At 53.8% G+C, this 288-nt stretch carries 1 rRNA gene; it reads left to right on the forward strand.

The features are described from left to right. A 23S ribosomal RNA gene (locus QFI97_RS00040) occupies positions 1-288 on the forward strand; the annotation flags it as partial.

Below are 288 nucleotides of genomic sequence, written 5' to 3' on the forward strand. Positions count from 1 at the left end.
CGAAGCGAACCGGGGGAACTGAAACATCTAAGTACCCCGAGGAAAAGAAATCAACCGAGATTCCCCCAGTAGCGGCGAGCGAACGGGGAGCAGCCCAGAACCTGAATCAGTTTGTGTGTTAGTGGAACGGTCTGGAAAGTCCGGCGGTACAGGGTGATAGCCCCGTACACTAAAATGCACAGGCTGTGAGTTCGAAGAGTAGGGCGGGACACGTGGTATCCTGTCTGAATATGGGGGGACCATCCTCCAAGGCTAAATACTCCTGACTGACCGATAGTGAACCAGTAC

Origin of the sequence: Klebsiella scottii, from assembly GCF_036561945.1 — a bacterium.
GTDB lineage: Bacteria > Pseudomonadota > Gammaproteobacteria > Enterobacterales > Enterobacteriaceae > Klebsiella > Klebsiella scottii.